This window comes from Microbacterium sp. NPDC055312 (genome assembly GCF_053645675.1).
Window position 1 is genome coordinate 63,545 of record NZ_JBSHMU010000005.1, and the last position, 26,234, is coordinate 89,778.

The following is a 26,234-nucleotide window of genomic DNA, read 5'->3' on the forward strand; positions in this document are numbered from 1 at the left end:
ACATCGGTTGGTGCGCGAATGCCGGTCGCCCGGTGTTCACGAGCTCGCCCTCCGGCGATCCCTACTCGTTAGAGAATCTCCGCAACGCGCAGGAGGCGGAGCAGTTCCTCTCCGGCACGCGCAAGTCGGCGCTCATCCGCAGCTAGGGGAAAAACTTGCGGCTCCGTAGAGAAGAAGTAGAGCACCCCCACGAGTCGTCCGCCGTCGCGAAGAGGCGATGCGAGGTAGGAGCGAGCACTCGTCGTGTGGCGCTGCACATCCTCCGGCGCGAAACCGAACTCAGCCACCATCCGGTAGTCGTACTCAGACCGGTCCCGGAAGTTGACCCATACCAGATCGTCTAATCGAAGGCACCTTCCCACCAGTCCTACCGCCGGACTAAGGATTCGCCACCGAGGCCCACCGAGGGAAGGCCGCGTATACCTAGCAACCTGAATAAGGGACGGAACTGCCTCTGAATCGGTGTCAGAAAGCACGTCGACACGCAGATGCAATGTCGAGCTGATCTTCGACGGGTCGCAGCCGCGAAACCCACTGACGCAAGAGTTCAAAGCGGACACAATCTCGTCGTGGATGGTCGTTGCGATCAGCTTCTGCCCCAGTCGCTCGAGTAGAGCAGCACTTTCGGGCGGGAAGCGCTTGTCCAGGAGGAGATCTGTGACCACGAACTCGGCGATGCTTGCGATAGCAAGCACGATCGCCGGAATTAATGCCCATAGATAGCTGCGCTCCTGGATGAGGAACGAGAATGCGTACGCCGCGATTGCGGCGGCGAGGATTGATCCCAGACGGGCGAAGACCCGATAGCGCTGACGTGTGGGTATTCCCCGCAGGAGGGACTTCATAGTTCAGACCCGAGCTTCGAATAAATCCAGTAGGGGGAGCTTGTGCTCCGAAACTCCGAGTCGCATTGCCGGGGCAATAACGTCACCCGAAACCGATTCGGTGTCCGCCGGGAGGCAGTGAGAACTGATTCTAATGCTCTTTCGCTTGAATCCCGCCGCTTCAAGCATCGACCTTAGCTGCATGGGCGGGTATAGCGCCGACGGCACCTTCACGGTACTCCCATCCCGCAGGACGAATCGCGTTTCCATGTCATCGACCCCGAGGCCGCCTCGAAGGGCCTTCCCCCAAGTTTCGCTTGGGGTGGTTGCAACCAGCAGACCTCCAGGTTTGAGAACCCGTCGAGCCTCACTAAGGAAGTTGAGGCCGAGGAACGGATCACAAAGAAAGCCGAGAACCAGATCGAACTCGTCGTCTGGGAATGGCAAGCTTTCAGCATCGCTCAGCACTCGAAGGAACGAGGCTTCCCGCGGTTCGAGGTTGAGCATTGCTGCAGAGTTGTCAAGCTGGACAACACGCCCGGGCTCGATCCTCAGGAACTCATTGGCGCGTCCACGACCAGCTCCGACCTCCAACACCTTCCCTGCTGGAAGCTTGGATCGAAGGTGAGCAAGCGCTGTGAGCGTCGTCGCGTCAAAATTACGACAGGTCTTGTGATCGTCGTCGTAGTACTCGTTGGCGAGAGCATCGTAGGGGGTCATGAGCACCTGCCCAGTATGGCCCAGCCGCGCCTCGTCTGGGACCTGCGACGAGGCGCAAACCACGATGCGAGGTACTGCCGCCCGGTCAGGAATTAGCCAGCTTTAGGGCTCGAGCCCTATCAAGCGGCGGGGTGAGTGTGAAGGTGCCATCATCGAACAAGATGCTGCCTTTATCGCGCGGCTGGGATGTTCCTGAGGGTGAACCACGAATGATTGCTACTCGTCCACGTCCATCGTCAGCGTCTGACGGGTTCAAGCACCGCTACTCAATTCTCCGATCGCCCACCTACTGGTCGATCAGCGTGCCCATTCACACCATGATGCCTCCTGCCATCGCTGAGGAGTCGAGAAGCACACACTCCCCCTGACTAGATAGACGGCGACCGGCGCGTATCGGCAGTGCGTCTCGGTACGTCGATCGCGGTCCGTTCGGTGGCGAGCGCCGAGCACCAAGAAGGGAGTACGAGGCCTAGAGAGCGATGACGACAGACCGCTCGGACCTGAGACGTCACCGCTTCCCGAAAACGGCGTGCAGCAGTGGCACGACCGACGCGCACATCAGCGCGACGCCCCACCCCGACGCGGGCTCCAGCAGCAGCACGCCGCCGATCAGCATCCCGCCGAACAGCACGCCCGACACCGCGCGATACGCGACCCGGATGATCCGGTCGAGGCGCAGCTCGAGACTCGAGATGTCAAAGGTCAGCGACCCGGAGTCGAGCTTGTTCAGCACCGCATCGACGCGGGCGGGCAGCCGCCAGAGCGTCGACATGTTCGTCATGCTCTGCGCCCCGAGGTCGCGCAGCATCCCGCCGCCCTCGTCCCGCAGCAGCTTGGTGGCGTACGGCTCGACCGGCTCCCAGATGTTGAACGCCGGATCGAGCGCGCTGCACATGCCCGACGTGAGCGACACGGCGCGCAGAAGCAGCAGCAGCTTCTCAGGGAACTGGACGGGCAGCGAGCGCACCGTCTCGCCGAACTCCATGCCGAATCGCTGCAGCTCGCGCGGGTCGACATCGCGCAGCTCGTTGAAGCCCATGCCGCCGAAGCGTGCGAAGAGCACCGAGAGGGCGCGCTCGAGCTCGACGGTGTTCGTCGAGGGCAGCAGCACGCCGATCTGCTGCGCGGCGACGATCATGCCGTGGCTGTCGCGGGAGGCGACGGCGATGACGAGGGTGCGCAGGCCCGCCCGGATGCCGTCGGGCACCTCCGCCATCATCCCGAAGTCGATGAAGGTGAGGCGCCAGTCGTCGCCGTCGAGGGGCGTCACGAAGACGTTGCCGGGGTGGGGGTCGGCGTGCACGAACGAGTGCGTGAACACCTGGTCGAGCATCACCTGCGCGAACACGTGCGCGACATCGGCGGGGTCGATGCCGGCCTCGCGCAGCGCGACCGTGTCGCTGATCTTGATCGCGGTGACGTCTTCGAGTGTGAGCACCTTTCGCGTCGACCGCTCCCACACCACCGCCGGTGCCCCCACCCGCGCATCATCAGCGAAATCCGAAGCGAAGCGCTCGGCGCTGGCCGCCTCGTGCAGGTAGTCGATCTCCTCGTGGCAGGTCGCCGCGAACTCCTCGACGAGCGCCGGAGCGTCGACGCGCGACGACACCGCACGCACGCGCGACGCCCAGCGCGACACCCGGCGCAGGGCCGCGAGATCGACCGCGACGATCTCGTCGATCCCCGGCCGCTGCACCTTCACGATCACCCGGTCGAGACCGGTGTCGGCCGCGTCCGCGGCCGCGAGGGTGGCGCGATGCGCTTGACCGAGGGATGCCGCCGCGACAGGTACCGGGTCGAACGACGCGAACGCCTGCGCGAGCGGCATCCCGAGCTCTGCCTCCGCAGCGGCACGGATGTCGTCGAACCGCTCGGCGGGAACCTCGTCCTGCAGGTCGGCGAGCTCGGCGGTGATCTCGGGCGGCAGCACGTCGAGGCGCGACGACATGAACTGCCCGACCTTGATCATCAGACCGCCGAGCTCGACGGCGAGCGCGCGGAAGCGCCGGGCCAGCCGCAGCATCCGGGCATCCCGCGTGCGATCGGCGACGCGACCGAGCCCGAAGCGCGGCAGCACGAGCTCGAACCACCAGATCTGCGCGAACGCCCGAGCGGCGAAGCGCAGGATGCGGCGATAGCGAGCCCGGTGCACTGCCGAACTCCCTTCTGGCGGAATCACCCCTCGGCGAGGATCGCGTACAGCCTACGCCGGGCGTCTTCGAGGATCTCGACGCCCTCCTTCACCTGCTCGGGGGTGCCGGTGCGGCCGAGCTGCGCGGCCGCACTGGCGAGCTCCATGCCCGCCTTCGGCAGGCCGCCGAGCGGGCCCGACGCGCTGCCGCCGCGCTGCCCGGCGCCCTCCCAGGGGGCCGGTTTGGCGGCGAGCGTCTCCGACTCGGCGACGCCGGCGTCGGTGAGCGAATAGGTCTTGCGTCCGCCCTGCTCGTCGGCCGTGATGAGACCCTCGTCGGCGAGCAGCTGCAGGGTCGGGTAGACCGAGCCGGCGCTGGGCTTCCACGCCCCGCCCGAGCGCTCGCTGATCTCGCTGATGATCTGGTAGCCGTGCATCGGCCGCTCGGCGAGCAGCGAGATGACCGCCGCGCGCACGTCACCGCGCGCCATGCGCGAGCCGCCGGTGCGCTGCTCGAAGCCGCTGCGCAGCTGCTCGACGGCCTCCCACACGCCGGCGAGCGGATTGCCCGCACCGTTGCTCGAGCCGAAGTTGAACCCACTGGAGGGGAACGATCCGTTCATGATGACCTCCTGTTGCTGAACGATGCTTAACGATATGTCGTTGAGTGTCGTTCGGCAAGGGGTGTTCAGGCGCGGTCAGCCCCCGGCGTGCTCGGCGGCGAGCTCGGTCAGCTCGTCGGCCGCTTCGCGCAGCGCGCGCACGACCTCGACCACCGTGGCGTCGGTGATCCGCGCCGCCGGCCCCGACACCGACACGGCGGCCGGCTGCCCGAGCCCCGGCACCGAGACGGCGATGCATCGCACGCCGACCTCCTGCTCGCTGTCGTCGGCCGCGAACCCGCGCCCGCGCGCGCGGCGCAGGTCGGTGATGAACGTCTCTTCGTCGGTGATCGTCTGCGGCGTGAAGCGCGGCAGGCCGGTGCGGGCGATCAGCGCACGCACCTGCCGTTCGGGCATGGTCGAGAGCATCGCCTTGCCGACGCCGGTCGAGTGCGGCAGCACGCGCCGGCCGATCTCGGTGAACATGCGCATGCGCTGGCGCGATGCGACCTGGCCGGCGTAGAGAACGAGGTCGCCGTCGAGCACGGCGAAGTTCGCGGTTTCGTGGAACCTGTCCTCGAGGCGGCGCAGCAACGGCTGGGCGGCGTCGGCGAGCGGCGGCACGGCGTGCCTGCCGAGCGAGATCAGGCTCGCGCCGAGCGCGTAGCGGCGGTCTTCGAGCTGGCGCACGTAGCCGAGGTGGTGCAGCGTGCCGAGCAGGCGGTGCGCGGTCGGCACCGCGAGTCCGGTTCGGGCGGCGATGGATGCCAATGACGCCTCACCCCCGGATGCCGACAGCGCCTCGAGCAGAGAGAAGGCGCGCGCCACTGACTGCACAGTGCCGGCTGGTGCAGTCCCGGCCGGTGCAGCACCTGCCGGTGCGGCGGCGGCCGCCGGAGTGCGTCGATCTGGGGTGTCAGCTGTTCCCGCCATGAGTTCCATCATATGGAATCACGGCTCCGAAACTCACCCCCAGTCCCTAACCTGGAACTGCACTTCAGAGGGGAGCGACATGACGAGCACGCGCCGGATCATCGCCGTCACCTACGCCACGGCCGCACAGGCGGTCGACCTCGCGATGCAGATCGGCGCCGAGCGGGGCGTCCGCCCGGTCGTGTCGGTCGCCGACCCGACGATGACCGTGATCGCCTTCGGCATGGCCGACGGCGCGACGCCGCACAGCGTCGAGACCAGTCGCCGCAAGGCCGCGACCGCGGCATCCACCCGCCGCCGCACCGCCCTCATCCCCGACGCGTTCGCCGTCGCCCTGCCTCTCGGCTCGGGCGGCCTGCTCACGACGATCGACGGCGGCCTGCCCATCTACTTCGGCGACGAGCACGCCGGCGGCCTCGGGGTCGCCGGCGGCACCCCCGCGCAGGACGCGGAGATCGCCCTGGAGACCCTGCGCCGGATCGGCGCTCGAACAGAAGGAATGGACCTATGACCTCGCACCTCCGCCGCGCCGATCTCTCGGTCGCCGCCCCCATCGTCGAGTTCGCCGAGGCGGCGCTCGCCGAGAGCGGGCGCGATGTCGACGAGTTCTGGTCGGGCGTCAGTGCGATCATCCACGATCTCAGCCCTCGCAATGCCGGGCTGCTGGCGAAGCGCGACGAGCTGCAGCGGAAGATCGACGAGTTCCACCGCGCGAACCCCGGCCTGCCCGAGAAAGACGCCTATCGCTCGCTGCTCACCGACATCGGCTACTTGGTGCCTTCTCCCGACGAGGTCGCCGTCACCACCGAGAACGTCGACCCCGAGATCGCCTCGATGGCGGGCCCTCAGCTGGTCGTGCCGCTGCTGAACGCCCGCTTCGCGATCAACGCCGCCAACGCCCGGTGGGGATCGCTCTACGACGCGCTGTACGGCACCGACGCGATCGACCAGACCGGCGAGCTGGCGCCGGGCGCCGAGTTCAACCTCACTCGCGCCGCCGCCGTGGTCGAGTGTGGCCGCGAGCTGCTCGACCAGATCGCGCCGCTCGCCGACGGCTCGCACCGCGACGCGACCGGATACGCCGTCGACGCGGGCGGCCTGATCGTGCGCACCGCCGGCGGCGACCGTCGCCTGGCCGACGGCGCCGGATTCGTCGGGCACACCGGCGAGGCGGATGCCCCTGCCGCCGTGCTGCTCGTGCACCACGGCCTGCACGTCGAGATCGTCATCGACCGCGCCGGTCGCATCGGCTCGACGGATGCCGCCGGCGTGCAGGACATCATCCTCGAATCCGCCATCACGACGATCCTCGACCTCGAGGACTCGGTCGCAGCGGTCGACGGCGAGGACAAGGCGCTCGGCTACCGCAACTGGCGCGGATTCATGGACGGCTCGATCAGTGAGCCGGTCACCAAGAACGGCCGCACCTTCACCCGCGTGCCCGACGCCGACCGCACCTACCGCACCCCCGACGGCGCGGGCGAGCTCACCCTGCCCGGTCGCGCGGTGCTGTTCGTCCGCAACGTCGGGCACCTGATGCGCACGCCCGCCGTGCTCGACCGCGACGGCGAGGAGGTGTTCGAGGGCATCCTCGACGCCATCATGACCGCCCTGGGATCGCTGCCCGAACTCGAGGGCGCGAACAAGGGCACCAACTCGCGCACCGGCTCGATGTACATCGTCAAGCCGAAGATGCACGGCCCCGAAGAGGTCGCCTTCGCCGTCGAGCTGTTCGGTCGTGTCGAGCAGCTGCTGGGCTTGCCTGCGCGCACGATGAAGATCGGCATCATGGACGAGGAGCGTCGCACCTCGGCGAACCTCATGGCGTGCATCGCCGCGGCATCCGACCGCGTCGCCTTCATCAACACGGGATTCCTCGACCGCACCGGCGACGAGATCCACACCTCGATGCATGCCGGGCCGTTCCTGCCGAAGGCGCTGATCAAGCAGCAGCCGTTCATGACGGCGTACGAAGACCGCAACGTCTCGATCGGCCTGCAGTGCGGGCTCGACGGGCACGCGCAGATCGGCAAGGGCATGTGGGCCGAGCCCGACCTCATGCACGCGATGCTCGAGAAGAAGATCGCGCACCCGCAGTCGGGGGCATCCACCGCCTGGGTGCCCTCCCCGACCGCCGGCACCCTGCACGCCCTGCACTACCACCAGGTCGACGCGATGGCGGTGCGCGAGACCCTCACCCCCACCGGAGACGACGCGCTGGATGCGCTGCTGACTCCGCCGCTCGCCGCCGACGGCGACCTGACGCCCGAGGTCGTGGCGCAGGAGATCGACAACAACGTGCAGTCGATCCTCGGGTACGTGGTGCGCTGGATCGACCAGGGCATCGGCGTCTCGAAGGTGCCTGACATCCACGACGTGGGCCTCATGGAAGACCGCGCGACCCTGCGCATCTCGAGCCAGCTGCTCGCGAACTGGCTGACGCACGGCGTGATCACCGAAGCGCAGATCGACGACAGCCTGCGCCGCCTGGCCGTCGTGGTCGACGAGCAGAACGCGGGCGATCCGAACTACGAGAAGCTCTCGTACGCCGAGGGCGACCAGCCGGGCATCGCGTTCACCGCCGCACGTCGCCTGATCGTCGAGGGCGCCGCCCAGCCCAGCGGATACACCGAGCCGCTGCTGCACGGCCTGCGCCGCGAGAAGAAGGCCGAGCAGGCGTCGGCCTGAGCCGGTTTCGCCGCGCCGAGGTAGGCGAACACACGCAGGTCGGTGAATCCGGCCCGGATTGCTCCTACCTCGACCTGTTCGCCTACGTCGGCAGCGTCGGTTGGCTGCGGGCAGGTCGGCTGCCTGCGCGCGGGTCGGCTGCCTGCATGCGGGTCGGCTCTCGGACAGCCGGATGCCCGGTGAGTGGCCAGACCTGATGCCCTCCTCACCGAGGTAGGCGAACACACCAGCGTCGGTGATTCAGGCCCGAATTGCTCCTACCTCGACTTGTTCGCCTACCCCGGCGGGGCCGGCGGCCGAGCGACCCCGGATGCCAGACGCGGCCGCCCGCGTCAACCCTTCTGTCGTCGCGCGCCCGCGAGTCGTACTCTCGTCTCATGAGCGAGCTCACCGCCCCGACCGGGCGCGAACCGGCGCTGCGCGCCATTCCCCGTGACGACGGCTCGGCACCCCGGGTGCTGGTGTTCGGCGCGACCGGATACATCGGCGGGCGGCTCACCCCGCGGCTGCTCAACGCCGGATACCGGGTGCGTGTGCTGGCCCGCGATGCGGCGCGGGCGCAGTCGTTCTCGTGGGGACGCGACGTCGAGATCGTCGAGGGCGAGGCGCAGGATCGCGACACCGTGGCCGCAGCCATGCGCGATGTCGACGTCGTCTACTACCTCGTGCACTCGATGACCGGCGGCAAGGACTTCGAAGAGAAGGACACGGCGGCCGCCGAGTCGGTGGCGGATGCCGCGGCCGCGGCCGGCGCGAGCCGGATCGTGTACCTCGGCGGGCTGCATCCGGACGATGCCGAGCTTTCGCCGCACTTGCGCTCGCGGGTGCGGGTGGGCGAGATCTTCCTCGAGTCCGGCGTGCCGACGCTGGTGCTGCAGGCCGGTGTCGTGATCGGCTCTGGTTCGGCGTCGTTCGAGATGATCCGGCACCTGACCGACGTGCTGCCCTACATGCCCGCGCCGAAGTGGGTGCGCAACCACATTCAGCCGATCGCGATCCGTGACGTGCTGCACTACCTGCTGGGCGCGGCGCGCGTCGACGCGCCGGTGAACACCGCGGTCGACGTCGGCGGTCCCGACGTGCTGCGGTACGGCCAGATGATGAACGGATACGCCCTCGAGGCGGGGCTGCGGCAGCGCGCGATCGCGTCGCTGCCCGTGCTGACTCCGCGACTGGCCTCGCACTGGGTCAACCTCGTCACGCCGGTCCCACGCGCGATCGCGCGGCCGCTGGTCGAGTCGCTGCAGAACGAGTGCGTGATGAAGAACCACATGATCGACGAGCTGATCCCCCGGCCCGAGGGTGGCCTCACGCCGTATCGGCGGGCGGTGGCGATGGCTCTGGGCCGGGTGGATGCTGACGGCGTCGAGACCAGCTGGCAGGATGCCGAGGTCTCGGGGGCGCCGAGCGACCCGCTGCCGAGCGACCCGGATTGGGCCGGACGCACGGTGTTCACCGACAACAGGTCGGTGCACACGACCGCGCCGGTGACGGAGGTGTGGCGGGTGATCACCGGCATCGGCGGCGAGAACGGCTGGTACTCGTCGCGGTTCCTCTGGGCGGTGCGCGGGGTCATGGATCGCGTGATGGGCGGAGTCGGGCTGCGCCGGGGGCGGCGCAGCCGCTCGACCGTGCGCCCGGGCGACGCCGTCGACTTCTGGCGCGTCGAGGCCGTGGAGGAGCCGCTCGTGCTCGAGTCGGGTGACGGCTCTCGGGGAGGTCTGCTGCGGCTGCGGGCCGAGATGATCGTGCCGGGTTCGGCCTGGCTGGAGCTGCGGGCAGTTCCGGATGCCGACGGCACCCGTTACGAGCAGCGCGCCGTCTTCTTCCCGCGGGGCCTGCTCGGCCGGTTGTACTGGCTTGCGGTGCTGCCGTTCCACGGCTTCATCTTCACCGGCATGGCCGCGCGCATCACCGCCGCGGCCGAGCGCGGCAGCGCAGTTCCCGTCGACTGAGCCCCGACGCCGGCGACCTCAGTGCGGCGTGAGCGTAGGCGAACACACGAGCACAGGAGATTTTCACCGGGATTGCTCCGTCCTCCGCGTGTTCGCCTACCTCGGTGACGGCCCGCCCCGAAACGCCACCCACCACAACACACACTCCTGGCGCCATCGAACGATTAACGATAGATTCTCATCGTCAATCAACGAGAGGCGACCCATGCGACACGGAACAATCCTCCTGCTGAAGGTCGTGATCGCGCTCGCGCTCGCGGGCTCGGTTGTCGTGCAGGTGATGATCCTCCCGGCGGTCTGGCGTGACCTCGAAGGCGAGGCTCTCTGGGGGCGCATCACGCTCGTGAGCATCGCGGCACTCGGCATCCTGACGATGCAGGTCTTCGCGGTCTGCGTCTGGATGCTGCTCACGCGCGTGCGTCGCGGCTCGATCTTCCGGGCATCGTCGTTCCGGCCCGTCGATGTGATCATCGGCGCGATCACGACGGCAGCGGCACTCGCGTTCGCCCTGGCTGCGCTGCTGGCTCCGGGAGAGGTGGCGCCCGGAGCGGTCGGCCTGATCGGCGGTGCGGGGCTGGTGCTCGCCGGATTCGCGCTGCTGGTCGTCGTGATGAAGGCCCTGCTGCGCCAGGCGATCGAGCGCGAAGACGAGGCGCGCACCCTGCGCGACGAACTGGGCGAGGTGATCTGAGTGCCCGTCGTCGTCGACATCGACGTGATGCTCGCCCGGCGCAAGATGGGCGTCGGCGAGCTCGCCGAGCGCATCGGCATCACGCCGACCAACCTCGCGGTGCTCAAGAACGGTCGCGCGAAGGCTGTGCGCTTCACCACGCTGGATGCCCTGTGCCAGGCGCTCGAGTGCCAACCCGGCGACCTGCTGCGCTGGGAACCCGATGAGGGTTCCCACCGCTGACCGCCGCATCGGACGCGAGGTTTGTCAACGGGCATCCGCGACCCATCCCCGGGTGACAGGCTGTACCCCCCACCGACAGACGGGAGCCACGATGTCCGACCCCACGCCTTTTCCCACCGACCCGATGAAGGCCGAGGGCACCGACCCCGACCTGAGCAAGGATGACGATTCGCGCCAGGCATCCGACGCGGCCGACGCAGATCGACCCGACGACCGCGAGCCGACCCACGACGAGAAGATGCGTGACCGCATGGCGGCAGAGCAGCAGGACTTCGGCGAGAAGTACACGAACATCGACTGATCGACCCGATGTCGGCACCCCTCGCCACAATGAGCATGATGACCGACAGGACCGACGACCTCGACGACCTCGACGACCGGCTGCGCCGCATCGGCCGGCATCCGTTCCGCGCACGCTTCCAGCTGCGCGGGCGCGACCGCGCGATCGTCGACCTGCGCGGCATCGAGACCATCCGACGTCACGCCCGAGAGTTCGTCGATCAGCGACTCGCCCCTGCCGAGCCGCGCAACGACGGGAAGCAGACGCCGTACCGCGGGCATCCGGTCTTCGTCGCGCAGCACGCGACCGCCACCTGCTGCCGCACCTGCCTCTCGCGCTGGCACGGCATCGCGAAGGGGCACGCGCTCACCGACGGCGAGCGCGAGTACGTCGTCGAGGCGATCTGCCGGTGGATCGCCTGGCAGTACCTGCCGAAGACGCCCCCGCCGTGACGTGAGCCGCCGCCCCGGCGAGCCTGCGAAGGTCACAGCCGGTCGATGACCTCCGCGACGATGTCGTCGGGAGACGCGTCGATCGAGACGACGACGCCGTCCTCGTCGGCCCCCAGTCGCTCGAGCGTCGCGAGCTGCGACGCCAGCAGCGACGCGGGCATGAACTCGTGCGAGCGCGCCGCGGCCCGCTCGGCGAGCAGCGCGTCGGGTCCGTCGAGATGCACGAAGCGGATGCCCGGAGCCGCCGCCCGCAGCCGGTCTCGGTACGCCCTGCGCAGCGCACTGCAGGCGACGACGAGACCGCTGTCGGCGGCGTCCGCGAAGCGCCGGCCGATGGCGTCCAGCCAGGGCCAGCGGTCATCGTCGGTGAGCGGCACGCCGGCGGTCATCCTCGCGGTGTTCTCGGTGGGATGCAGCGAGTCGCCGTCGAGGAACGGCACGCCCAGATGCCGGGCGAGCCGCTCGCCGACGGTCGACTTGCCACAGGCCGAGACGCCCATGACGCAGATCAGCGGATGCTGCTCATTCACCAGCCGTGCTCCTCGTTCACCAGACCACCTAATCGGCGTCGTCGAACGCTGTCAACCGATCGACTGCGGCGTCGAACTCAGTCGTCGATGAACGCCACCGCGCGCACCGGGGCGCCGTCGCCCTGCAGCTTGAACGGGAAGAAGCCCACCTGCACGTGCGCGGCGAGGTCGGCGAGGCCGCAGATGTTCTCGACGATCAGCCCGTCACCGCCGAGCACGATCTCGTGCACGGGGAACTCGGCGGAGTCGCCGCCGGTCTCGTCGGGGCTCAGGGTGTCGACGGCGAGCACGCGCATGCCGCGCCGCCACAGCTCGGCAGCGGCATCCGGGTGCAGATGCGGATGCCGGGTGGCGCGGTCGTCGCCGAACCACTGCGCCCAGCCGGTGTCGATGATGACGATGGCAGGCACGGCGGCGGGGATCTCCCCCGCCGCCTCGAGGTCGTCCCAGCCGTAGCACTGCCGGTCCGCCAGGCCGCGCGGCCGCAGCACGAGCGCATCGCCGACCAGCTCGTCGAGGCGCACGTCGGCCATGGTGCGGCCGCCGGCGACGGTGTGCGCCGGCGCGTCGATGTGGGTGCCGGTGTGCGATCCCATGTCGACCCGGTCGACGTGCACGCCGTCGCGCTCCACGGTCAGCGCGGGGCTGATCGCCACGTGCGGGTCGCCGGGGTACACCATCATGCCGTCGCGGACGGGGTGGCTCAGGTCGCGCAGCATCCGCTCACCCCTTCCCGGCCGGCACCGGCTCGTCGACGGCGTCGGCGAGATTGCCGACCCGAGTGCCGCGCTCGGCTGCCCGCGTCGGCCACGAGACCAGCAGGTAGAGCACGAAGGTGATCACGAACGCCGGGGCGGTCGAGCCGAACGGCAGCGGGAAGACGTACGCCCACACGTACGCGAGCGTCGCGCCCACCGCCCACGCGCCGACGGCCAGCCAGTTGACGCCGCCGCGGTACCAGTAGCGTCCGCCACGCGTGCCGAGGATGTCGTGATCGTACGAGGCGCGCTTGATCAGGTAGTAGTCGACGATCATGATCGCGAAGATCGGGGCGAACAGGGCGCCGATGGTCACCAGGAACGTCGTGAACTGATCGAGCAGGCCGAAGAAGGTCGCGCCGATGATCGAGAGGATGCCGACCACGAGCGCGGTGGGCAGGAAGCGCAGGCGCGTGCCGGGCACGGCGTTGACGACGGTGGTCACCATGCCGTAGACGACCATCGTGTTGGTGGCCATCACCGACAGGAAGATCGCGACGCCGAAGATCCAGCCGAAGGGCTCGATGATGGTCACCGGGTCGAACGGCACAGCCTCGCCGCCGTTCAGGATGACGTACGCCATCGCGGTGGCGCCGAGCGACATCGAGATGATGGTCGACAGCGTGTAGCCGACGCCCGCGCCGACCACGCTCGCGCGGTTGCTGCGCCCGAGGCGGTTGATGTCGGCCGAGAGCACCGTCCACGAGATCGCGGTGGCGAGCACGACGTCGAAAACGAGGCCGGAGGTGTAGAACGGGGCATCCGGAGCGGCGATCGAGGTGAACTCGGCCGGGCTGAACGTCGTGAACGCTGTGACGAAGATGTACGCCGCGATGGCCAGGATGACCACGGCGAACCACGGCTCGACGCGGGCGACGCCGGCATGGCCGAAGATCGCGAGGGTCACGACGATCGTCTGGCAGAGCACGGCGAACACGACCGGGTTCGAGAAGCCGGTGAAGGTCATCACGACGTAGTCGAGCGCGATGCCGGCGAGCATCGCCTGCACCCAGCTCCACCCCATCAGGATGACGACGTTCGCGGCGACGGGAAGCAGGCTGCCGCGGGTGCCGAACGGTCCGCGGGTGAGCGCCATCGTGGGCAGGCCGGTACGGCGGCCGATGGTGCCGACCGCGACGAGCACGGCAGCGCCCGCTACGGTGCCGCCGACGATGAGCAGCAGCACGACGCCGTACGGCACGTCGGGCACGAACAGGGTGCCGGTCAGCAGGGTGGTGACCACGAGGTTCGCGGCCAGCCAGATCATCAGCAGGCGCCCGGTGGAGTAGGTGCCGCGAATGGGTCCGGCGTCGTCGGACTGCGCCTGCAGTCTCTGCTCGAGGCGGGTGTAGAGAGACATCGTAAAGCTCCTTTGCCTTGCGATCGCGTGGTCACGCGGGCGCGTGGAATCTGTCAGGGTGTGCCGGTGAGCGGCGAAAGATGTTCGTGCACGGCGACGAGCCGGCCGTGCTGCAGCGCGAAGACGATGGTCTCGCGCTCGCGATACGACTCGTCGCCGTCAGCGGTGTGCACGGTGGTGTCGACGGTGTGCGTGAAGATGCCGCCCCCGTCGAACACCTGCACCCGGCTGTCGCTGGATGCGCACGAGAGCACCCGCCAGCCGCTCTCGAGCCACTCGGCCCACAGGTGTTCGTAGGCGGCGCGGCTGTCGAGGCGGGCGGGCTCGGTGTGGAAGACGAACGTGGCGTCCGGGGCGAACGCGGCGAAGTACCGCGCGGTGTCGGTCGCGGCGAACGCGTCGACGATCGCGGCGGCGGCGTCGGCGATCGCCGCGGTGTCGGGGGCGGTCATGATCCTGCCTCCTCCGTGGTGGTCGACGGCGGCTGCGGGGAGCGCGGGGCCATCGCGCTCAGCAGCTCGTACACGACGTGGCTGGCCGCGACGGCGGTGAGCTGGGCGTGGTCGTAGGCGGGGGCCACCTCGACGACGTCGGCGCCGACGATGCGGAACCCGGCGAGGGCGCGCAGCATGCGCAGCAGCTCGCGGCTGGTCATGCCGCCCGCTTCGGGGGTGCCGGTGCCGGGGGCGTGCGCGGGGTCGAGCACGTCGATGTCGATCGAGATGTAGAGCGGCTTGTCGCCGATGCGTGCGTGCATCCGCTCGATCGCGGATGCCACGCCGTGCGTCTCGAGGTACTCGCTCGTGATGACGGCGAAGCCGAGCCGCTCGTCGTCTTCGAGGTCGCTCTTGTCGTACAGCGGGCCGCGGATGCCGACGTGCATGCTCGCCGTCATGTCGATGAGCCCCTCTTCGGAGGCGCGGCGGAACGGCGTGCCGTGCGTGGTCGGCGCGCCGAAGTAGGTGTCCCACGTGTCGAGGTGCGCGTCGAAGTGCAGCACCGCGACCGGGCCGTGCACCGAGGCGACCTCGCGCAGCAGCGGCAGCGCGATGGTGTGGTCGCCGCCGATGATGACGAGGCGGTCGGCCTTGGCTCGCAGGGCCCGCGCGCCGGCTTCGATCTCGGCGACGGCGGCCGAGATGTCGAACGGGTTCGCCACGATGTCGCCGGCGTCGGCGACCTGCTGGGCGGCGAACGGCGAGACGTCCTGCGCGGGGTTGTACGGCCGCAGCAGGCGCGAGGCCTCGCGCACGTGCGCAGGACCGAAACGGGCGCCGGGGCGGTAGCTGACGCCGCTGTCGAACGGGATGCCGGCGACGGCGACCTCGGCGCGCTCGACCTCGTCGAGGCGGGGCAGGCGGGCGAAGGTGGCGATGCCGGCGAACCGCGGCACGACGCTGGCGTCGACCGGGCCGCGCGGGGTGAGCTCGTTCTCACCGGAAACTGGGTGTTGCATATTTGACAACCTTTGGTACGTTGGAGGCAACCTTTGAGAGACCATACGCGCGTCGTACGGCGTGCGTCAAGAGCACGCCGTACTGTTTCGAGGAGCATCCATGCGCGCCATCCACCCGCACGCCGATGCGGTGACCACGCCGATCGGCGCGAAACTGCGTGCCGCGCGCACCAGTCAGGGCATGTCGCTCAGCCAGCTGGCGGCCACGAGCGGGCTGTCGAAGGGCTTCCTCAGCCGGGTGGAGCGCGATGAGACCTCGCCCAGCGTCTCGACCCTGGTGCAGCTGTGCCAGGTGCTCTCACTGCCGGTCGGCGCGCTGTTCACCGAGCCCGAGATCCAGCACGTCACCTTCGTCGACGCGCCGCGGATCAATCTCGGCGGCATGCACGCCGACGAGCGACTGCTCTCGCCGCGCAGTGAAGAGCGGGTGCAGCTGCTGCGCTCGGAGCTCGAGCCGCACGCGCACGGCGGGTCGGAGCTGTACACGATCAACTGCGACGTCGAGGTGCTGCACGTCATCGCCGGCGAGGTGACCGTGCGCTTCGCCGACCGCTCGGTCGCGCTGCGCGCGGGCGATGCGCTCACCTTTCCGGGCCGCGAACCGCACACGTGGGAGGTCACCGGCGATGCGCCCGCGAGCGTGGCCTGGGTGATCGTGCCGGCACCCTGGAGCGGGTCGGCCTGAGCGTCGCCGGTCGGGGGGAATACCGTGCGGCGCCCGACCAGGGCATCCGCTCTACGCTGGAACGTCTGCCTCATCCCCTCTCGAGGCGCGCTCAGGAGCCGCATGTCCACCGCATCCGTCGATGACCCCGCCCGCTACCGGCCGAACCCGTCGGTGCTGACCGCGCTGAAGAGTCCGCGGATGCTGACCCGCGAGGTGCTCGCCGGACTCGTGGTGGGGCTGGCCCTGATCCCCGAGGCGATCGCGTTCTCGGTGATCGCCGGGGTCGATCCGAAGGTGGGGCTGTTCTCGTCGTTCATCATGGCGGTGTCGATCGCGTTCCTCGGTGGCCGACCGGCGATGGTGACGGCCGCGACCGGCGCCGTGGCGCTGGTCATCGCGCCGGTGGCGCCGACGTACGGCATCGACTACTTCATCGCGACGGTGATCCTCGCCGGGGTGTTCCAGGTGCTCCTCGGGGTGCTGGGTGTGGCGAAGCTGATGCGGTTCATCCCGCGCAGCGTGATGGTCGGGTTCGTGAACTCGCTGGCGATCTTCGTATTCAGCTCGCAGTTCCCGCAGCTGATCGACGTGCCGTGGCTGGTGTATCCGCTGGTCGCGCTGGGCATCGCGGTGATGATCGTGATGCCGCGCATCACCAGGGTGGTCCCCGCCCCGCTCGTGTCCGTCGTGATCGTCACCGGCGTCGTGCTCGCGTTCGCGATCGCGGTGCCGACCGTCGGCGATCAGGGCGAGCTGCCGCGCAGCCTGCCGTCGCTGTTCATCCCGAACGTGCCGCTGACCTGGGAGACGTTCACGATCATCGCGCCGTTCGCGCTCGCCGTCGCGCTGGTCGGGCTGATGGAGTCGCTGCTCACCGCGAAGCTGGTCGACGAGATCACCGACACCCACTCGCGCAAGGGCCGCGAGGCGTGGGCGCAGGGAGTTGCGAACATCCTGTCGGGCGCGTTCGGCGGCATGGGCGGATGCGCGGTGATCGGCCAGACGATGATCAACGTGAAGGAGTCGGGGGCGCGCACCCGCATCTCGACGTTCTGCGCCGGCGTCTTCCTGTTCCTGCTCGTCGTCGTGTTCGGCGACTTCGTCGCGACGATCCCGATGGCGGCGCTGGCCGCGGTGATGATCATGGTCGCGATCGGCGCCTTCGACTGGCACAGCGTGCGCCCGTCGACTCTGAAGCGGATGCCCAAGAGCGAGACCTTCGTGATGGTCTCGACCGTCGTGCTCGTGCTGCTGACCCACAACCTCGCCGTCGGGGTGGTCGGCGGCGTGCTGGTCGCGTCGGTGCTGTTCGTGCGGCGCGTGGCGCACCTGGCCAACGTGACGCGCTCGGTGTCTGACGGGGTCGCCCGGTATGTCGTGGAGGGCGAGCTGTTCTTCGCCTCAAGCAACGACCTGACGACGCTGTTCTCGTACTCTTCCGATCCCGACCAGGTCGTGATCGACCTGTCGGGATCGCACGTGTGGGACGCGTCGACCGTCGCCGCGCTGGATGCCATCGAGACGAAGTACGCGGCGTACGGGAAGTCGGTGGAGATCGTGGGGATGAACGACGCGAGCGGGGTGTTTCACGGGCGCTTGAGCGGCGGGTTCGAGTAGGGAAGAACTCACGCCTGCACGAACGCCACCGCCCGCACCGGCGCGCCGTCGCCCTACAACGCCTGGCCCCTCCTGACACGCTGAGCGTGCCGAAGTACCCCTAGCCCCACATGCGGCAGGCACCACAGCTAGCGGATGCACCGTGACCGCGCGGACGATCACCGGCGCGCAGGGTCAGGCTGCGATGTCGAATCGTGCTCGGCCACCCCGGCGCGGCGCGCGGGCAGGGTCGACGTGTGGTGGTGGCACGAACCAGACAGTGTTGCCTTGTCCGGGTGGGTCGACGCGGATGTCCCACCCGTTGTCATGTATCCGGTGGTGACAGGTCTCGCAGAGCAGGACCCCGTTCGCGAGATCAGTGGGCCCGGCGTCGCGTTGCCACCATCGGATGTGATGCGCCTTGGCCATGCCGGGCGGCAGTCCGCACATGGCGCATCCGCCATCGCGTTCGGCGAGAGCGTGTCGCTGCGCCGGGGTGAACAATCGTCGCCGGCGCCCCCAGTCGAGCACTTCACTATCGCCGCCGAGCACACACGGGATGATCCCGCCGTCGGCAGCCATCCGGCGAGCCGCGCTGATGCTGATCGGCTGATCGATCCCGTCGATCGTCGCCGAACCGGTGCCCGCCTGAAGATCCTGCAAAGTCATCCGCACCACCACCGTCGCTCCTGCGAGCGCGGGCGTCTGCGTCGTGCAGCCGAGCATGTGCGATCCGAACAGGCTCAGGGCGTCGGCCTGCATCATCGGGACGGTACGGCGATCGGCATCCGGCGCATCGGGATCCGGTGCGTCCTGTCGGGCCGCGAATGCGACGGTGACGTATCCGCGGATCGCGGTGATCACCGGGGCGGCACTTTCGGGATCGAGCAGCGCGTTCAGATGAACCATCCCGTCACGCTCGAACATCGTCAGTGAGCGCTTGGCACGCTGCTCTTCGGCGCGCGGCTCCACTCCATCCGGATCCAGCCACGCCTCGGCGCGGACGATCAGCTTGCGCACGTCGTCCAGAGACAGCCCGACGGCGGCCTCGGTGAGGATCCGCTCGCCCTCGCTCGTCCGCTCAGGCCCTGCAGCGATACGGCACCGATCGAGCAGGCTGATGATGAGCCCGGCCACCTGCGAACTGACTGCACCGTCAGACAGGGCTTCCCGCACCAGCGGATACCGCGCGGGAAGCCGATCACCGAGCAGATCCGCCCGCGGAGCCGTCGCCTCCCCAACCTTGATGAGTCGAATCGCATCCCCCGTCGAGACGCCCGTAGTCGCGGCGATGAGTTTCGCCGGCGTGCGATACCCCTGCTGCTTGGCCAGGCTGTCCGCTCCGAGCTCAGGACGCGACTCGCGAGAGATCCCCGCGGCGACGTCGGCGTGCACGGCATCCAATCGACGCTTCACCATCCCGATAGCGCTGTCGATCGCGATCAACTGCTCACGGGTCAGGTCCGCTGCGTCTTCCGCATCGCCCCACGATCGATCGAGCGACGACATCGCTTCGATCAATCGCGTGAGCTTCGACATGCATTAATAGTACGTGTGTTCGATACACGTGTCAACGCTATCTCGAAATTTTGTTCGATGATGTTTGGGCCACTCGCCCCGGGCGCGGCGCTCCGCAGCTCTCCGCACCCAACGCTCAGCCGCGCTGCAATGCGGCGCGCGCCACCGCCCGAATGTGCGGTGTGACCAGGCCGAAGGCACCGGGAGCCGACAGTGCGAGCAGTCCGTCGGTGAGCTCGCGAAGCACCCGATCTGCTTCGCCCCGATCGAACCCCGCGCGGGAACGGACGGTGTCGTACCAGTCGCCGTACTCGTCGTACCTTCTCGTGTCACGCGCCGCGTGCGCCTTCTCGAGGTAGCCGGCCAGCTGGTCGTACGACGTGGCGGATCCATCGGCGAGTGCGAGCAGAGCCGCGGCGCGAGAGAAGCGGCACGTGTCGAACGAGCCCCAGTACCCTCGCGTCCCGCCCGCGATCGCGCTGACGACCCGCGGGAAGGCCCTGACCGGATCAGCCATCAGCTGTTTCCCGATTGCGTTGACTACGACGCGTCCCTTCAGCCGCCGGATGAGCCCCGCACGCCGCGCGAACGAGCTGAGCAGATCCGCCGCATCATCGGCATCCCACTCGACGCCGGAGACGCCCCTGTCGACGACGCTGGTCGGCAGCCACCCGCTGGTGGCGTCCTGGTCGGTGCCGTCGGGCCCGACCGCGTCGATCAGGGCCCGCAGCGCGTGGGTCGCCTGGCGCACCGTGTCGATGCCCAGCCGGTTGGCGTCGAGCAGTTCGGTGGCGTTCAGATGAGCCCGAAGAGCGAGCCGCCGCACCGGCGTCAGCGGTGCGAGCAGATCAGCGATCAGCGAGCCCGCGGAGGTGTCGTCGGGAATGGCGCGCAGGGACTCCGAGCGGACGAACGGCACGACGATGCCGAAGCGACGGACGAGTTCGCGGTTGGCTTGATCCAGATCCAGCGGCTGCGCGCTCGTCTGCCAGTCCTTCGAGGGCCGCAGCGAACTGTCGGCGCCGGCAGCCACGATCGACACACTCGCGTCTCCCGCCTGCCGACCGGACGCGCGCTCAACGGTGATGTCGAGTTCGAACGGAAACGACGGCACCCGCACCGCCGCCTCGGCGAGTGGGGCTGGATCATCGCCGAAGAAGTGATCACCCGCGTAGCGCACGGCACGGGCCGCGAACGGCGCGGACCACTCGTCTCGAACCACCCAGCTCTCGCCGCAGTAGACGTGCGGATGGCGATACCTGAGTGCGGCGACCTCCTCGTCGCACGCTTCGATACCGATGCTGAGCAGGTAGGCCTCCCACAGCCATGTCTCGGGCGAGTGCTTCGGAAGCTCGATCGTCCTGTCCCACTCCGGGCGACCCGGCACCGACACCTCGATGCGCACGGGCGACGGAACGACCAGGTGCTCGCGATAGTTCATGCAGGCGACGATAGGCATCCGCTCCGACGCCCAGCGCCCTCTGCCCCGGCACCTGTGGAACACCTCTCAGCATCGGCCATTGTGCAGAAAGAGTGGCTTCGACGCGAAAGCCGTCAGCGCGCCTGATTCGACCCGCTCGGGTGCGCGGGTTCGGCCGGTATCGACCGCGCCGAACGAGCGCACCTCGGAACAGAGCTGACGACGGATCGGGGGCGGCACCGACCAGTGCCGCCCCCGATCGTACTGCCCGAATCAGGCGATGAAGTCGGCCGTAAGGGGCACGTCGTGGCCGTAGGGCGGGTCGATCTCGTGCTTGTCGACGCCCAGGTCGCGAGCGAGTGCACGTACCTCTTCGCCACGTGTCTGCGCCAGCTCGAGACCGCGCAGGTTGGAGTCGATCTGCTCGGGTCGCGTGGCGCCGAAGAGCAGTGAGCAGACGTTTTGGCTGCTGACGGCGAACGCGATGCTGAACTCTGCTGCAGTGACGCCGAGCGAGGCGGCCGCCTCTTCGATTGCAGGTACGCGAGCCTTGATGTCCTCCCGGATGCCACCGATGTCGAGTCCGATGTGGCGTGACGGCGACAGGTTGCCGGTCAGGATGCCGCCTTCGAGCGAATCGGATGCGTGCACCGAGATCCCCGTGTCAGCCAGCACCGACTGGTAGTCGGCGCCGTCGACGACGTTCTGTCGCACGACCGAGTACTTGAGCTGCACCATCTCGGGTGTGGGAAGCCCCTCCGCAACGCAGTAGTCGTGGGCCTGACGGATCAGCTCGGGGCGCCAATTCAGGCCGCCCCAGACGCGCGCGCGTCCCGAGGTGACCAACTCGGCAGCATCCCGAGTCAACTGCTCGACATCCATCTCAGCACGCGGGTGCTCCACGATGATGACGTCAACGTTGTCGACCGCGAGGCGCCGCATCGACGCGTCGAGCTGCGCGGTGAGAGACCGCTCGGGATAGTCGAAGTACCAGACCTTCTCGGCGATGACGACGTCATCACGCGAGAAGTCAGCCTCCTGCAGCATCCGCCCGAACAGCACCTCGGTGTGCGGCTTGTCGCGGTAGTACGCCACGTCGAAGAACCGAATGCCTCGCGAGTACGCGTGGTTGATCAGGTTGATGTTGGCTTCGAATGACAGACGTGAGTATGTGTGCCACGATCCGAGGGAAAGCTCGCTGACCGCGATGTCGCTCTTTCCGATGTTGCGCATGTTCTACTTCCTTTTCATTGCATTGACGAACGCTTGTGCGCGCGTCGACTGGGGATTGATAAGCACGTGCTCGGGCGCACCGAATTCGACGATCCGCCCTTCATCAAGCAGGGCCACGTGATTGCTGACCTCCCGAGCGAAGTTCATCTCGTGGGTCACGATGAGCATCGTCATGCCGGCGGCGGCGAGCTCTCGGATCACGTCCAGCACCTCACCGACGAGCTCGGGATCGAGCGCCGATGTCGGTTCGTCGAAGAGCATGACGCTCGGCTGCGGAGCAAGAGCGCGTGCTATTGCCACCCGCTGCTGCTGGCCGCCCGAGAGCATCGCCGGATACTGATCTGCCTTCTCGGCGAGTCCGACCCGGTCGAGTAGGTACCTGGCACGCTCGAGAGCTTCACTCTTCGAGTTCCTGTGCACGACGCGCAGTCCCTCGCAGATGTTCTCGATCGCAGTCATGTGCGGGAACAGATTGAACTGCTGGAAGACCATGCCGAAATGCTGGCGCTGCCGTGCTCGCTTCTTCTCGGTCAGCGGATGATAGACGCCGGCCTTCAGGTCGAATCCGAGCAGTTCGTCCTGATAGTGGACAGTGCCGGAGTCGAGCGTCTCGAGCATGTTGACGCATCGCAGGAAGGTGCTCTTTCCCGAGCCCGACGGGCCGAGCAGCGAGATCACCTCACCGGCGTGCAGATCAAGGTCGATGCCGCGGAGCACGTGGTTGTCGCCGAATCGCTTCTCGACGTCCCGCGCGCGGATCAGCGGTGTCTGGTTCGGTTCAATCGGTGACACCGCGGAACCCCTTTCCGAACTTGCGCTCGAGTTGCTGCTGGCCGAGCATCGCGAGGCTTGTGAGCACGAGATACCAGATGCACGCCACGACGAGCAGCGGGATCGTCTGGTAGGTCACGCCGTAGATCAGCTGAACTGTGGTGAGCAACTCGGTGTATCCGATGACGAACACGAGCGAGGTGTTCTTGAACAGGGTGATCATCTCGTTGCCGAGCGACGGGATGATCACGCGGATCGACTGTGGTGCGATGACCCGCCGCATGGCCTGCCAGTCCGTCATCCCCATCGAGCGAGCGGCCTCGAGCTGCCCACGGGGGACTGAAAGGATGCCGCCGCGGTAGATCTCCCCGATGTACGCGCCCTGGATGAGCGTCAGCCCGAGAATCGCCGCTGTGGACTGCGAGATCAGCTCGTTCGTGGGGAACGAGACCAGCGGAGGAAGAAACGGCAAGCCGATCGGGATCTGCGGGAGCAGAGCGGACAGGAAGAAGATGAACAGGAGCAGCACCAGCGCCGGGATGGCACGGATGAACCAGATGTACACGGCGCCGATCGCCTGGAAGACCGGGTTGGCCGACATCCGCAGATATGCGACCGCACCACCCATGACCAGCCCGCTGATGGCGCACACCACGGTCAGGATGATGGTGTTGCGCAGACCGCCGAGGATGTCGGGGTGGAAGAGGTACTCCCACACGACGTCCCACTGCCAGTTCTTGCCGCGGACGAAGAAGTCGGCCAGGCCGACGACGGCAACCGCCGCGATGAGTCCAGCGACCCACCACGATGTTCGCCGGGGCTTGGCGAAGCGATAGACCGGCTTCGCCAAGCCCGTTTCCTCAGCGTCCTGCGGAGCGCGCAGGACGACTTCAGAACTTTGAGCCATTGATCTCAATCTTCGTCAGGCCGAGGCTGGACTGGTTCCACTCCTCGAGGATGCGGTCGTATGTTCCGTCTTCCTTCATCTCGGTCAGCGCTTCGAAGATGGCATCCCGAAGCGTGGTGTTGTCCTTGGGGATGCCGACGCCATACGGAGCGAGGTGCTCGGGTTCGCCGGCCAGTTCGAACTGCTCCGGCTCGTCGGCGACGAGCTGGTTGGCGACCGCGAGGTCCGACCACTCGGCATCGACCCGCGCGCTCTGCAGAGCGAGGGTCGCGGTGGGACCGTCTGCATAACCCTGGATGTCGATGGCGGGCTTACCGGCATCCGCGCACTTCTTCTGCTCTTCGTCGGCGTAGCCCTGCTGGATACTCCCCTTGACGATGGCAAGGCGAGCCCCGCAGAGGTCGGCGCGACCGGAGATCCCGGCGGGATTCCCCTTCTGCACGATGAGGACAACACCACCCTCGACAAGATCGACGAAGTCAAGCGTCTTGCGCCGCTCGGCGAAGTCGCCGGCTGCGAGCGCGACGTCGTATCGCTGAGCGAGGACGCCAGGGATGACGGCATCGGACGAGACCTTCTCGAACTTCACGTCGAGACCGAGGCGCTTGGCATACTCCTTGGTGAGATCGACGATGAGGCCTTTCATCTCAGGGCTGCCCGCCTCGGTGAACTTGAGCGGCTTGACGCTGCCGCTGTCGGCGGCGACGAGGACCCCGGCCGAGCCGAGGGCACTGGTGAGGTCGATCTTGCCTTCTGCGTCGGCGGCGTTGGCCGGGTCGGATGCGGGGGGCGAAGAGCATGCTGCCAAGGATGCTGCCAAGGCGAGGGCGGCGGTGAACACAACTGCTCGGGTGGTGCGAAGCCTCATTGCTTCTCCTTTCGGTGGAGGGGTTGCCCAGCACGCTAACCAGGTTCTGTGAGATAGTCAACACGTTAACTATTCTGTGATCAGATCTCGCTAGACTTCAGGGCACGATCTGACCCAGTGGTGCGTTGGAGGTATCGAACTCGTGAGTGCAGAACAACCGAAGGGTGTCCCAAGCGACCCCGCGGAAGCGACAGTCGACGAGGTGACTTATTGGTCTTTCGTCGAGCACTTCGGCCGATTGGCCGGCGAGAAGCTGCCGTGGCTCAACCTCGAAGCGGCGACATTCTTCATGACCCTGCACCGAGCCTTCGAATTGATCGTCTACGACATCAGGGGCGAACTCGAGCAGCGTCTGACACCTGCCGGGCTGCGCGTGCTGATCGTGTTGGTATCGGCTGGCAGGATGTCGCTCTTGCGCGTCGCCGAGCTCACCGGAATGAGCCGCGCTGCGGTCTCCGCACTACTCAAGCGGCTCGAGGCCGACGGAATGGTGACTCGCACTCCCGCCGAGACGGACGGTCGCAGCATTCTCATCGAGGCGACGCCGGAAGGCGCGGCCTTGATGGCCGAGGTCTACCGCGACTACAACGCCCGCGAGAGCATCTGGTACTCGAAGCTCGACGCCGACGAGGCCGAGGTGATCAAGTCGGCCCTGTCACGGTTAGCGTCGAGCTTGAGTGGCGCACGAAGGAGAAGCTGAGGGACAGTCCGCCACCCGCCATTGTGGCGGCGCCTATCAGGAGCGTTTGTCGGTCACGGTCGCCTGCCCAACGGCATCCGCCGGGTCGAGCGTCAGCCCGATGCCGACCAGCACAATCCGCCCGCTCAGCCGCGGCCCCTCGCCGCGGGAGAGGCCGGCCTTGACCGCGCCGAACGTGACCGTCGTCGCTGCCGCGAGCACGGCGGCGTCGGCAGCGCCGGTGTCGGCGTCGAGTCCGCTGGGCAGGTCGACAGCGATGACGACAGCGGATGCCGACAGCAGCGCGGTCACCGCGTCGCGCGCGTGCCCGCGCAGTGCGCCGCGCGCCCCGATGCCGAGGATGCCGTCGACGATCACGTCATAAGCGGCCGGGTCGAGATCGACGAGACGGATGCTGCGCGCGCCGGCGTCCATCGCGGCTTGCAGCGCCTTCTCGTGCACGCGGTCGGACGTGCGCAGGATGTCGACAGGAACCCCACGGGCGGCGAGGTCTGCGGCGGCGAACAGCGCGTCGCCGCCGTTGTCGCCCGGGCCTGCGAGCACCAGCATCCGTTCGGGGTTGTGCTCGGCGATGACCTCGGCGAGCGCGGCCGCGGCACGGCGCATGAGTGGCACGCCCGCGGCGAGCAGCGGCGCCTCCGCCGCGCGCACCTGGGCGGTGGTGAAGGTGGGGACGGTTTCTGGCATGACCTCACGGTACTGCGGGGTTCGTGGGGCTTCGACGTACGGAATTACCGCCGACTGCCACGTCGGTTCGAGAGGTCAGGTCAGCCGCTCGAACGCCATCGTCGCCTGGATGCGATCGCCGCGGCCGAACCCGGTGCTGCCTGACGATGCGGTGGTGATCTTGTGTGCAGGCGGTAGCCGAGCGCTGCCCGCTTGTTAATCACTTTCTCGAACTCGAAGCCACATGACCGTCGCACCGGCGGCGTGACTACAACTCGCCACCCAT

General features: G+C 68.0%; 27 protein-coding genes. 10 read left to right on the forward strand and 17 right to left on the reverse strand.

The genetic code is table 11. The features are described 5' to 3' along the window. Positions 1 to 68 precede the first annotated feature (68 nt). The 5 genes from ACWIDW_RS12345 to ACWIDW_RS12365 all read right to left on the reverse strand — a co-directional run bounded on the left by ACWIDW_RS12345 (position 69) and on the right by ACWIDW_RS12365 (position 5,105). The gene (locus ACWIDW_RS12345) at positions 69 to 845 is read right to left on the reverse strand and encodes a GAF domain-containing protein (RefSeq protein ID WP_454125615.1); all 777 of its coding nucleotides are present in this window, start codon (positions 843 to 845) and stop codon (positions 69 to 71) included. A gap of 3 nt (positions 846 to 848) precedes the next feature. Beyond that, positions 849 to 1,544 (reverse strand): class I SAM-dependent methyltransferase, encoded by a 696-nt coding sequence (locus ACWIDW_RS12350; RefSeq protein WP_454125705.1) that lies wholly within the window; start codon positions 1,542 to 1,544, stop codon positions 849 to 851. Between the two features lie 508 nt (positions 1,545 to 2,052). Continuing rightward, a complete protein-coding gene (locus tag ACWIDW_RS12355) occupies positions 2,053 to 3,696 on the reverse strand; it encodes an ABC1 kinase family protein (protein ID WP_454125616.1) in 1,644 nt (547 codons plus the stop codon). A gap of 23 nt (positions 3,697 to 3,719) precedes the next feature. Then, positions 3,720 to 4,298: a PadR family transcriptional regulator gene (locus ACWIDW_RS12360; protein WP_454125617.1), complete on the reverse strand. Its 579-nt coding sequence runs from the start codon at positions 4,296 to 4,298 to the stop codon at positions 3,720 to 3,722. Between the two features lie 75 nt (positions 4,299 to 4,373). Next, entirely contained in the window at positions 4,374 to 5,105 is a 732-nt protein-coding gene (locus tag ACWIDW_RS12365; RefSeq protein WP_454125618.1) for an IclR family transcriptional regulator, read from the reverse strand. 184 nt (positions 5,106 to 5,289) lie between these two features. On the opposite strand from ACWIDW_RS12365, the gene ACWIDW_RS12370 reads away from it, so the two are divergent. The 7 genes from ACWIDW_RS12370 (at position 5,290) to ACWIDW_RS12400 (ending at position 11,498) form a co-directional block, all read left to right on the forward strand. Continuing rightward, positions 5,290 to 5,721 (forward strand): GlcG/HbpS family heme-binding protein, encoded by a 432-nt coding sequence (locus ACWIDW_RS12370; protein ID WP_454125619.1) that lies wholly within the window; start codon positions 5,290 to 5,292, stop codon positions 5,719 to 5,721. Beyond that, a complete protein-coding gene (locus tag ACWIDW_RS12375) occupies positions 5,718 to 7,898 on the forward strand; it encodes a malate synthase G (protein ID WP_454125620.1) in 2,181 nt (726 codons plus the stop codon). Before ACWIDW_RS12370 ends, ACWIDW_RS12375 begins: the two co-directional genes overlap by 4 nt. Before the next feature lie 377 nt (positions 7,899 to 8,275). Continuing rightward, on the forward strand, positions 8,276 to 9,853 hold the full coding sequence (locus tag ACWIDW_RS12380) for an SDR family oxidoreductase (protein ID WP_454125621.1): 1,578 nt from the start codon (positions 8,276 to 8,278) through the stop codon (positions 9,851 to 9,853). A gap of 205 nt (positions 9,854 to 10,058) precedes the next feature. Continuing rightward, a complete protein-coding gene (locus ACWIDW_RS12385) occupies positions 10,059 to 10,544 on the forward strand; it encodes a DUF2975 domain-containing protein (protein ID WP_454125622.1) in 486 nt (161 codons plus the stop codon). Then, a complete protein-coding gene (locus ACWIDW_RS12390; RefSeq protein WP_454125623.1) occupies positions 10,545 to 10,766 on the forward strand; it encodes a helix-turn-helix domain-containing protein in 222 nt (73 codons plus the stop codon). Between the two features lie 91 nt (positions 10,767 to 10,857). Continuing rightward, positions 10,858 to 11,067: a hypothetical protein gene (locus ACWIDW_RS12395; protein ID WP_454125624.1), complete on the forward strand. Its 210-nt coding sequence runs from the start codon at positions 10,858 to 10,860 to the stop codon at positions 11,065 to 11,067. Positions 11,068 to 11,105: 38 nt separating this feature from the next. Next, positions 11,106 to 11,498, forward strand: a complete 393-nt coding sequence (locus ACWIDW_RS12400; RefSeq protein WP_454125625.1) for a DUF4186 domain-containing protein — start codon at positions 11,106 to 11,108, stop codon at positions 11,496 to 11,498. Positions 11,499 to 11,530: 32 nt separating this feature from the next. Here ACWIDW_RS12400 and ACWIDW_RS12405 read toward each other — a convergent pair whose 3' ends face one another. The 5 genes from ACWIDW_RS12405 to speB form a co-directional block, all read right to left on the reverse strand. After that, a complete protein-coding gene (locus ACWIDW_RS12405) occupies positions 11,531 to 12,028 on the reverse strand; it encodes a gluconokinase (RefSeq protein ID WP_454125626.1) in 498 nt (165 codons plus the stop codon). Positions 12,029 to 12,105: 77 nt separating this feature from the next. Continuing rightward, positions 12,106 to 12,747 carry a cyclase family protein gene (locus tag ACWIDW_RS12410; protein ID WP_454125627.1) on the reverse strand — a complete coding sequence of 214 codons (642 nt, stop codon included), beginning with the start codon at positions 12,745 to 12,747 and terminating at the stop codon, positions 12,106 to 12,108. A 4-nt stretch (positions 12,748 to 12,751) separates the two neighbouring features. Further along, positions 12,752 to 14,146, reverse strand: coding sequence for a purine-cytosine permease family protein (locus ACWIDW_RS12415; RefSeq protein ID WP_454125628.1), 1,395 nt, complete (start codon positions 14,144 to 14,146; stop codon positions 12,752 to 12,754). A 53-nt stretch (positions 14,147 to 14,199) separates the two neighbouring features. Further along, the gene (locus tag ACWIDW_RS12420) at positions 14,200 to 14,598 is read right to left on the reverse strand and encodes a nuclear transport factor 2 family protein (protein WP_454125629.1); all 399 of its coding nucleotides are present in this window, start codon (positions 14,596 to 14,598) and stop codon (positions 14,200 to 14,202) included. Then, positions 14,595 to 15,602, reverse strand: coding sequence for an agmatinase (gene speB, locus ACWIDW_RS12425; protein WP_454125630.1), 1,008 nt, complete (start codon positions 15,600 to 15,602; stop codon positions 14,595 to 14,597). Before speB ends, ACWIDW_RS12420 begins: the two co-directional genes overlap by 4 nt. Positions 15,603 to 15,702: 100 nt before the next feature. On the opposite strand from speB, the gene ACWIDW_RS12430 reads away from it, so the two are divergent. Both ACWIDW_RS12430 and ACWIDW_RS12435 read left to right on the forward strand, forming a co-directional pair. After that, a complete protein-coding gene (locus ACWIDW_RS12430; RefSeq protein WP_454125631.1) occupies positions 15,703 to 16,287 on the forward strand; it encodes a helix-turn-helix domain-containing protein in 585 nt (194 codons plus the stop codon). Positions 16,288 to 16,389: 102 nt separating this feature from the next. After that, on the forward strand, positions 16,390 to 17,886 hold the full coding sequence (locus ACWIDW_RS12435; RefSeq protein ID WP_454125632.1) for a SulP family inorganic anion transporter: 1,497 nt from the start codon (positions 16,390 to 16,392) through the stop codon (positions 17,884 to 17,886). Positions 17,887 to 18,060: 174 nt separating this feature from the next. Here the strand turns inward: ACWIDW_RS12435 and ACWIDW_RS12440 are convergent, their stop codons facing one another. The 6 genes from ACWIDW_RS12440 to ACWIDW_RS12465 all read right to left on the reverse strand — a co-directional run bounded on the left by ACWIDW_RS12440 (position 18,061) and on the right by ACWIDW_RS12465 (position 24,582). Continuing rightward, positions 18,061 to 19,404: a DUF222 domain-containing protein gene (locus tag ACWIDW_RS12440; RefSeq protein ID WP_454125633.1), complete on the reverse strand. Its 1,344-nt coding sequence runs from the start codon at positions 19,402 to 19,404 to the stop codon at positions 18,061 to 18,063. A 115-nt stretch (positions 19,405 to 19,519) separates the two neighbouring features. Next, on the reverse strand, positions 19,520 to 20,824 hold the full coding sequence (locus tag ACWIDW_RS12445) for a hypothetical protein (RefSeq protein ID WP_454125634.1): 1,305 nt from the start codon (positions 20,822 to 20,824) through the stop codon (positions 19,520 to 19,522). A 252-nt stretch (positions 20,825 to 21,076) separates the two neighbouring features. Further along, positions 21,077 to 22,036, reverse strand: a complete 960-nt coding sequence (locus tag ACWIDW_RS12450) for an aldo/keto reductase (RefSeq protein ID WP_454125635.1) — start codon at positions 22,034 to 22,036, stop codon at positions 21,077 to 21,079. Between the two features lie 3 nt (positions 22,037 to 22,039). Next, a complete protein-coding gene (locus ACWIDW_RS12455) occupies positions 22,040 to 22,753 on the reverse strand; it encodes an amino acid ABC transporter ATP-binding protein (protein WP_454125636.1) in 714 nt (237 codons plus the stop codon). Positions 22,754 to 22,814: 61 nt separating this feature from the next. Next, entirely contained in the window at positions 22,815 to 23,657 is an 843-nt protein-coding gene (locus ACWIDW_RS12460) for an amino acid ABC transporter permease (RefSeq protein WP_454125637.1), read from the reverse strand. Positions 23,658 to 23,697: 40 nt separating this feature from the next. After that, positions 23,698 to 24,582: an ABC transporter substrate-binding protein gene (locus ACWIDW_RS12465; RefSeq protein WP_454125638.1), complete on the reverse strand. Its 885-nt coding sequence runs from the start codon at positions 24,580 to 24,582 to the stop codon at positions 23,698 to 23,700. A gap of 202 nt (positions 24,583 to 24,784) precedes the next feature. Between ACWIDW_RS12465 and ACWIDW_RS12470 the strand changes: the two genes are divergently transcribed. Further along, positions 24,785 to 25,282, forward strand: coding sequence for a MarR family winged helix-turn-helix transcriptional regulator (locus ACWIDW_RS12470; RefSeq protein WP_454125639.1), 498 nt, complete (start codon positions 24,785 to 24,787; stop codon positions 25,280 to 25,282). 36 nt (positions 25,283 to 25,318) lie between these two features. Here ACWIDW_RS12470 and ACWIDW_RS12475 read toward each other — a convergent pair whose 3' ends face one another. Beyond that, positions 25,319 to 25,969 (reverse strand): NAD(P)H-hydrate epimerase, encoded by a 651-nt coding sequence (locus ACWIDW_RS12475; RefSeq protein WP_454125640.1) that lies wholly within the window; start codon positions 25,967 to 25,969, stop codon positions 25,319 to 25,321. Positions 25,970 to 26,234: the final 265 nt, after the last annotated feature.